We start from the raw sequence: 8,426 nt of genomic DNA on the forward strand, positions 1-8,426 counted from the left end.
AGGCAGCAGAATTGAAACTGTTGCCTTAGAATCTAAGGGGGATTTTCAAATGAATACTAGTGAGTATTTGGCTAAACCAGATAAAACAATAAAAGAACATACACAAGAATTAATAGATTCATTAGAAATATTAAAAGAATTAGGATATATAAGGGATGAAGAAACTTACAAATTAGTAAAGTTAGCATGTGAATATCATGATTTGGGTAAAGTTAATAGAGAATTTCAAAAGAGAATAACAGCTGCAAAGAATGGAAAAAAGCTAAAATTTAATTTAGAAAAAGAAATTTTTCATAATATTCTTTCAGCATATATGATAGATAAAGATAGTTTTAGTAAAATTGAAGATTATCATAGAGTATGTCATGCAGTAATTAATCATCACAATTATTGTGATGATGCATTTAAATATATTAGTGAGCATAAGCAGCAAATAAAGGATAGTTTATCAGATATAGAACATTATGAGTTAGGTATAAGGGAAAGAAAAAAAATATCTTGTATGGTTAATGATATTGAAGCTGCGAAGATAAAGGGATATCTTCACAAGTGTGATTATAGTGCGAGTGCAGGATATGTAGTTGAATATCCAAATAATTTTTTAGAAGAATCATTAAATGATTTAATGAAAAGATGGCAAAGTAAAGATTCAAGTAGTCATTGGAATGAACTACAGAAGTTTTGTATAAAAAATAGAGATGAAAATATAATAGCTGTCGCAGAAACTGGAATGGGAAAAACTGAAGGTGGCCTTCAATGGATAGGGGATAACAAAGGATTTTTCATACTTCCTATAAGAACAGCTATAAATGCTATTTACGAAAGAGTGGCAAATGATTTACTAGATAAAAAAAACATAAATGAAAGAGTATCGATATTACATTCAGAATCACTAGAATACTACAATAAGAGAATAAGTGTTGAAGAACAAGAAAATCTAGATGTTATTGAATATGATAAAAGAGGTAAACAGTTGTCTATGCCATTAAGTATATCAACATTAGATCAATTATTTGATTTTGTTTTTAAATATCAAGGATTTGAATTAAAATTAACTACGCTAGCATATTCAAAAATAGTAATTGATGAGATTCAGATGTATGGACCAGATTTGTTAGCATATCTTATTCGTGGATTAGAAATGATTAATGAAATGGGAGGTAAAATAGCAATAGTAACTGCCACATTACCACCTTTTATAAAGAAATTATTAAGTGAAAATATATCATTTAAATGTGGAAAATTTATAAAAGATAAAAATAAAGTTAGGCATAATGTAAAAGTATTAAATGAGAAGATTAATTCAGAGGATGTAGTAAAAAAATATAAAGAAAATATTGCAAATAACAAAGGAAATAAGATTTTAGTAATATGTAACACAATAAAAAAGGCTCAACAATTGTATAAAGAATTAAAAGAAAGCGATATAAATAGTAAAGAAATTCATATTCTTCATAGTAGATATATAAAAGTAGATAGAGAAAGAAAAGAACAGGAAATAATTGAATTTGGTAAAACATACAAAGATAATGGTGAAATAGATATAAGAAATGGAATATGGATATCAACTTCTCTTGTTGAAGCAAGTTTGGATATAGATTTTGATTGCTTATTTACAGAATTACAAGATATTAATTCTTTATTTCAAAGGTTTGGAAGATGTAATAGAAAAGGTGCTAAGAATTGCGAAGAAGTTAATTGCTATGTATATACAGATGTTGAACATATAAAAATTGGTAATAGAGGATTTATAGATAAAACAATATTTGATTTATCTAAAAAAGCATTACAAGAGGTAGATGGAAAAATAACTGAAGATGAAAAAATAGCATTAATTAATAAGTATTTTAGATACGAAGATGTAAAAGATAGTGATTTTATTCGTGAATATAAGAGAATCTATGATTTTATAAAAGGGATTCAACCATATGATATTGAAAAAAAAGAAGTTGATTTAAGAAATATATTGTCAGAGGATATTATACCAGAAGAAGTGTATAAAGAGAATGAAGAAAAGATAATTAAAGCAGAAAAATCTCTTGCAGAAGATAACCTTAATAGTAATGACAGATTGAAATTAATAAGAAATATAAAGAAATTTATAGTATCTATACCTATGTATGAAGCAAAGAAAGCAGAGGTATATAGTGTTGTAAAAATTAATAAATATGAGGAAATTAAAGTTATACAATGTGGTTATAACAATGAGTTAGGATATTATAAAGTTGATGATACAAAGTCAAATAATAATATTTTATAAGTTATAGGAGAATTATATGGGAAAGGTAAAAATAACAGGTTTAGATATATATTATTATGAAGTATGTAAGAGAAAATTATGGTATTTTAATCATGAAATAAGTATGGAACAAAATAGTGAAGATGTGTCTATAGGAAAAGCATTAGATGAGGAAACTTATTCAAGAGAAAGTAAGCATATCAATATTGATAATGTAATAAATATTGATTTTTTTAAAAACAACAAAATGTTGCATGAGGTGAAAAAAAGTAAAACAATAGAAGAAGCAAGCATTATGCAAGTTAAGTACTATTTGTATTATTTAAAGTGTAGAGGTGTTGATGGTGCTTATGGTAAGTTAGATTATCCATTATTAAAACAAACTGTAGAAGTAAATTTAACAGAAGATGATGAGAAAAATATAAAAGATATGGAGAAAAATATTATTAATATTGTTAATGAAAAAGTTCCACCTCAATTAGAAAAGAAAAAAATATGTAAGAAATGTGCTTATTTTGACTTGTGTTATATCTAAATGAAGGAGTAATTTATGAAGAGAAGTTTTTATATTTACAATAATGGGCAATTAAATAGAAAAGATAATACAATAAAGTTTATTGACGAATCAGGAAGTAGTAGGAGTATTCCAATTGAAACAGTAGATGATATAAGTATAATGGGCGAAATGAATTTAAATTCTAATTTAATAAATTATATTTCTAGATATGGTATATGCGTTCATTTTTTTAATTATTATAGTTTTTATTCAGGTAGTTACTATCCGCGAGAGAAATTAGTGTCAGGAGAACTTTTAGTAAATCAAGTTGGAAATTATTCTAATGCTGAAAAGAGATTAAATATTGCAAAAAAATTTATTGATGGAGCTTCTAGTAATATATATAGAAACTTAAGGTATTATAATGGAAGAGGTAAAGATGTAGAAAAATATATGAAAGATATAACATATCTAAAAGGGAAAATTTATAAAGCAGAAAGTATAAATGAGCTTATGGGGTATGAAGGAAATATACGTAAAAAATATTATGCAGCGTGGAATGTAATTGTAGATCAGGAAATAGATTTTAAAAAAAGAGTAAAGAATCCACCAGACAATATGATAAATACGTTAATATCTTTTGTAAATACATTAATATATACAAGAGTTTTGAGTGAAATATATAAAACACAATTAAATCCAACTATTAGTTATTTACATGAACCAGGCACTAGCAGATTTTCTTTATGTTTAGATATTGCGGAGATATTTAAGCCTATATTAGGAGATAGGTTAATATTTTCATTATTAAATAAAAAACAAATTACAGAAAAGAGTTTTACAAAGAATCTTAATTATTTGCATTTAACTAAAGATGCATCTAGATTAGTTGTGTCTGAATTAGATAATAGGTTGCAACAAACAATAAAACATAAAGAGCTAAATAAAAATGTATCATATCAATATTTAATTAGATTAGAATGTTATAAATTGGTTAAACACTTATTAAATGAAAAAGAATATGAACCATTTAAGATATGGTGGTAAGGTGAAAAGTATGTATGTAATTTTAGTATATGACATAAAAGGTGATGAAAAAGGGCAAAGAGTGTTAAACAGAGTTTTTAAAATATGTAAGAGATATTTAACCCATATACAAAATTCTGTTTTTGAAGGAGAGTTATCAGAATCTCAAATTCTTAAGTTAAAATATGAAATAAAAGGTGAAATAAGAAAAGAGCTTGATTCAGTTATTATATTTAAAAGTAGAAATCAAAGGTGGTTAAGTAAGGAGATGTGGGGAATAACTGAAGATAAAACAAGCAATTTTTTATAGTTAAAAAATTGTCTACCTAAGAAAGTGAAAAAAGTAGTAGGGTATGACAATTGGCTTAATATCTATAATTATATAAGATAAAAGAAAAATATCTTGAAAAATATATTATAAAAGTTTATCCTAGATTTAAGGTAGACAATATAGGGAGAGCAAATAATGCAATAATGAGTACTCAAATTAGACGTGTATTAGTAGAAACATATTGGAATGTAAATTAGCAATGGTAAAGCAGAATGGTTAATAAAGAATAGTATTAGTAGAAACATATTGGAATGTAAATATGGATATGTTTCCACTAGAGATGGATAACGATTTAGTATTAGTAGAAACATATTGGAATGTAAATAATTATTATTCTTTATCTGAGGAAGAAAAATTAAAGAGTATTAGTAGAAACATATTGGAATGTAAATGCTTCTATGTGGTAGTATGGTGTTTCTTTTTTGCCAGTATTAGTAGAAACATATTGGAATGTAAATTACTGTTTTAGTTGATACTAGAGAGCAGAGAAATCAAGTATTAGTAGAAACATATTGGAATGTAAATGCCGATACGATAGAAGGTCAAACGAATGATATTTATGTATTAGTAGAAACATATTGGAATGTAAATTACACTGATATTTCTAAAGGTGATATTTATAATGTAGTATTAGTAGAAACATATTGGAATGTAAATAATATTGAAAGGTTTAAAGTATATTATCAAGAAATGGGTATTAGTAGAAACATATTGGAATGTAAATGTACATTAGATGAATATACTCCAGAAGAATTAAAACAGTATTAGTAGAAACATATTGGAATGTAAATGTGCAGCAAATGACAGATGAGCAGATAGCAACAAGGTATTAGTAGAAACATATTGGAATGTAAATTTATATCGGATGTAACATTTTCTATTGGTAAACTTGTATTAGTAGAAACATATTGGAATGTAAATGAAGAAATAGGTGTATTTAATGTAGCTAGTAAGCCAGTATTAGTAGAAACATATTGGAATGTAAATTCTGTCATTGGTATAGTACTTGTTTGATGATTAGCCGTATTAGTAGAAACATATTGGAATGTAAATCCATCTTGTCTTGACTTTCTACTGTAAGACTTGTTGTATTAGTAGAAACATATTGGAATGTAAATCATTGCACTCCCTCATTTCTAAAATGGCATATCTTCAGTATTAGTAGAAACATATTGGAATGTAAATTAATGCCACTAATACAAAGCGATTAGTAAGCAACGGTATTAGTAGAAACATATTGGAATGTAAATTTTAAAGAAAGGGTGATACAATTGGCAAGCACAAGCGTATTAGTAGAAACATATTGGAATGTAAATGTATCCAAAAGTAATTGGGTATACAAAAGATGGTTTGGTATTAGTAGAAACATATTGGAATGTAAATTTGATTAGCAAAGATTACAGACCTTCTCAGCGACTTGGTATTAGTAGAAACATATTGGAATGTAAATAAGCCATTCGTTAGAGCTTATTAGGGGGTGTCTCAGTATTAGTAGAAACATATTGGAATGTAAATAAATATTCGGAACTTTAACAAATATTATTAGCAACGGTATTAGTAGAAACATATTGGAATGTAAATGTTTCTATATATAGATTAATTACAGAGTTCAACGCATGTATTAGTAGAAACATATTGGAATGTAAATAAATTATTAGGAGCAGGAGTAGCACTAATTGAAAAAGTATTAGTAGAAACATATTGGAATGTAAATAGCAACAAGCAATGTAGAACAGAACAGTGGAAAAATGGTATTAGTAGAAACATATTGGAATGTAAATTAATCACACACCACATCTCTAACTTCATATTTCATTGTATTAGTAGAAACATATTGGAATGTAAATATACAAAGAGCCACAACAGATAATAACATCACAACGGTATTAGTAGAAACATATTGGAATGTAAATCTCTTTAGAGAGGAGTTGATAAGATTGTTTTTATTTGTATTAGTAGAAACATATTGGAATGTAAATAAAGTAAAGATTAAAGAATATCCTGTAATGCTAATAGTATTAGTAGAAACATATTGGAATGTAAATCTAATAAAAATATGTTAAATTATACAATACTACCAACGTATTAGTAGAAACATATTGGAATGTAAATGAAACTGTAGCAGAGTATAAAAAGCTTAGTAAGGCAGGTATTAGTAGAAACATATTGGAATGTAAATATATATTATAAAGTAAAATTCAGAAAACCAGATGGGAGTATTAGTAGAAACATATTGGAATGTAAATTTAGAGGTATTCCCATCCTTATCTAATACAAGTTGGTGTATTAGTAGAAACATATTGGAATGTAAATAACGCTAAGCGAGAGTTTATTGAATATGAAATAGAGTATTAGTAGAAACATATTGGAATGTAAATTTTTTTAATATAGGGGAAGGGGGAAAACCCCTTCAGTATTAGTAGAAACATATTGGAATGTAAATGGAACACTAAAACTAAAACCAACCTTTTCTAAAATTGTATTAGTAGAAACATATTGGAATGTAAATATTATATGCTAGAGATTAATTCGTTAAAGAGATATTGTATTAGTAGAAACATATTGGAATGTAAATGTAAATTATTTTTAAATAATTTATATGGTAAGTTTTGTATTAGTAGAAACATATTGGAATGTAAATGTGTATCCAAGCTCATTTGCAACATCAATAGCATCGTATTAGTAGAAACATATTGGAATGTAAATTTGAATTTATTCCAAATTTGATACCTTCTCTGTATGTGTATTAGTAGAAACATATTGGAATGTAAATGTAAATCTGGATTATCTTGTTTAGCCCTAACCCAAGTATTAGTAGAAACATATTGGAATGTAAATTTCCCTTCTTATTCTCTTCTTCTCTAGCATATGCGTATTAGTAGAAACATATTGGAATGTAAATTTGTTTCTGCAATAAACACTTATATAATTCAATACAGGTATTAGTAGAAACATATTGGAATGTAAATTTCTAATTCTCCTTTCTACATTACCATTACATCTGCTGTATTAGTAGAAACATATTGGAATGTAAATTCGAAAAGTAACATTCCCGTAGCGTTTATATTTATCGTATTAGTAGAAACATATTGGAATGTAAATAGGTTTACACTAACTAATAGCTTTAAGAAGAACGGAGTATTAGTAGAAACATATTGGAATGTAAATTCTTCTTGTCTCCTCTTATTTTCTTAAGTTCATAGTATTAGTAGAAACATATTGGAATGTAAATCCACGTAGTTTATACAATAGAGGATATAGGAGACGCAGTATTAGTAGAAACATATTGGAATGTAAATCACCTTCGTATCTCATTACTTTATGTTTAAGACCAGAGTATTAGTAGAAACATATTGGAATGTAAATGAGACTTAGATTATGAAATCGCAGGATATGACCGTATTAGTAGAAACATATTGGAATGTAAATGTATGCACTAGCTAATGGTTATAACAAAACTACGCAGGTATTAGTAGAAACATATTGGAATGTAAATCTTGAAATTGCTTATCACTTTCTTCTCTAGTAATCTCGTATTAGTAGAAACATATTGGAATGTAAATTGAGTGAAGATGACGAAGATAGCGAGAAGATATTAGTATTAGTAGAAACATATTGGAATGTAAATTTGTTTCTGCAATAAACACTTATATAATTCAATACAGGTATTAGTAGAAACATATTGGAATGTAAATTATATCACACCTTCTATTCTTAATTGATACTTATTAGTATTAGTAGAAACATATTGGAATGTAAATCTTTTTATTACTTGTAACTGTAAAGGACATATATGTGTATTAGTAGAAACATATTGGAATGTAAATTAGCATTTAATACTTCAAAGTTACTTGTATAACCTAGTATTAGTAGAAACATATTGGAATGTAAATTGTTTTGCTACTCTTGAATTAGATGTTGATATGGTTAGTATTAGTAGAAACATATTGGAATGTAAATCAATCTCAAGAAGTGTGGTTCGGTAGCGAAGAAGAGAGTATTAGTAGAAACATATTGGAATGTAAATGAAGAAATTGTAAAGGAAGGTGAACTTTAATGAGCGGTATTAGTAGAAACATATTGGAATGTAAATACACAATTTATACTGTCTGCAATGATGCAGCTAAGGTATTAGTAGAAACATATTGGAATGTAAATAAGTTTAGAAACGGCTTACAGGTAGATGAAAATGGGGTATTAGTAGAAACATATTGGTGGTGTTAGTATAAAGTAGTGGACACATTAAGTCAAACTAAGTAAAATAATATTTAGTTAAGAAAGGATGTGTCCATTATGGGAAAGGGCAGAAGATATGATCAAGATTATAAAGATAT

4 protein-coding genes and 1 CRISPR repeat array are annotated in these 8,426 nt (G+C 26.7%); all 4 genes read left to right on the forward strand.

The features are described 5' to 3' along the window. Positions 1–49 precede the first annotated feature (49 nt). From cas3 to cas2, 4 genes are read left to right on the forward strand one after another with little or no spacing between them, the layout of a single operon-like run. Positions 50–2,260: a CRISPR-associated helicase Cas3' gene (gene cas3, locus KQI77_RS06865; protein ID WP_216389626.1), complete on the forward strand. Its 2,211-nt coding sequence runs from the start codon at positions 50–52 to the stop codon at positions 2,258–2,260. Positions 2,261–2,276: 16 nt separating this feature from the next. After that, the gene (gene cas4, locus KQI77_RS06870; protein WP_216389627.1) at positions 2,277–2,774 is read left to right on the forward strand and encodes a CRISPR-associated protein Cas4; all 498 of its coding nucleotides are present in this window, start codon (positions 2,277–2,279) and stop codon (positions 2,772–2,774) included. Positions 2,775–2,789: 15 nt separating this feature from the next. Next, a complete protein-coding gene (gene cas1b, locus KQI77_RS06875) occupies positions 2,790–3,782 on the forward strand; it encodes a type I-B CRISPR-associated endonuclease Cas1b (protein ID WP_216389628.1) in 993 nt (330 codons plus the stop codon). Positions 3,783–3,792: 10 nt separating this feature from the next. Next, on the forward strand, positions 3,793–4,071 hold the full coding sequence (gene cas2, locus KQI77_RS06880) for a CRISPR-associated endonuclease Cas2 (RefSeq protein WP_216389630.1): 279 nt from the start codon (positions 3,793–3,795) through the stop codon (positions 4,069–4,071). 185 nt (positions 4,072–4,256) lie between these two features. Then, positions 4,257–8,316: a CRISPR direct-repeat array (repeat unit 30 nt; unit sequence GTATTAGTAGAAACATATTGGAATGTAAAT). Positions 8,317–8,426: the final 110 nt, after the last annotated feature.

Source organism: Clostridium sp. MSJ-8 (genome assembly GCF_018918325.1).
In the GTDB taxonomy this organism is placed as follows: domain Bacteria; phylum Bacillota; class Clostridia; order Clostridiales; family Clostridiaceae; genus Clostridium.

Bases quoted from the DNA above. Each gene is read 5' to 3' on its own strand.
- cas2 (WP_216389630.1), top strand. From the start codon at position 3,793: ATGTATGTAATTTTAGTATATGACATAAAAGGTGATGAAAAAGGGCAA.
- cas4 (WP_216389627.1), top strand. From the start codon at position 2,277: ATGGGAAAGGTAAAAATAACAGGTTTAGATATATATTATTATGAAGTA.
- cas1b (WP_216389628.1), top strand. From the start codon at position 2,790: ATGAAGAGAAGTTTTTATATTTACAATAATGGGCAATTAAATAGAAAA.
- cas3 (WP_216389626.1), top strand. From the start codon at position 50: ATGAATACTAGTGAGTATTTGGCTAAACCAGATAAAACAATAAAAGAA.